Annotated in this window: 2 tRNA genes; both read left to right on the top strand. The window is 54.5% G+C overall.

Features of this window, described 5'->3' with window-relative positions:
• Nucleotides 1-93: 93 nt before the first annotated feature.
• A tRNA-Ile gene (locus BQ8482_RS35545) sits at nt 94-170 on the top strand.
• Nucleotides 171-190: 20 nt separating this feature from the next.
• Nucleotides 191-266: transfer RNA gene (locus BQ8482_RS35540), tRNA-Ala, on the top strand.
• Nucleotides 267-440: the final 174 nt, after the last annotated feature.

Raw genomic sequence — 440 nt, 5'->3', positions numbered from 1 at the left:
TTTCTCTTTCTTCGCGAATGACTAACCTCCCTTTGGCTCTGCCCACAAGGCGTGCCTTGCCGGTGCAACATGGTGCCAGCAGGGTTCGGTTTAGGGCTTGTAGCTCAGTTGGTTAGAGCGCGCGCTTGATAAGCGTGAGGTCGGAGGTTCAAGTCCTCCCAGGCCCACCATTCCTCGACAAAAGGTATCAGGGGCCGTAGCTCAGCTGGGAGAGCGCCTGCTTTGCAAGCAGGATGTCGTCGGTTCGATCCCGTCCGGCTCCACCATCCTTTTTCTGAAAAAGACGAAGGGGTGTCGAGTAGAGATGGAAGCCGGTTGGCAAGTCATTCGTATAAAGGTTTGCGGCGAGCATCTTGGCTCTCCGCCTGTTCTGTATGACATCGTAAAGAGAAGATTTGTTCGAACTTCATAGCCCGCAAGGGGTGTGATTTGTCGCGGGA

This window comes from Mesorhizobium delmotii (assembly GCF_900149755.1).
In the GTDB taxonomy this organism is placed as follows: domain Bacteria; phylum Pseudomonadota; class Alphaproteobacteria; order Rhizobiales; family Rhizobiaceae; genus Mesorhizobium; species Mesorhizobium delmotii.
This window is presented reverse-complemented; position numbering and strand designations above follow the sequence as displayed.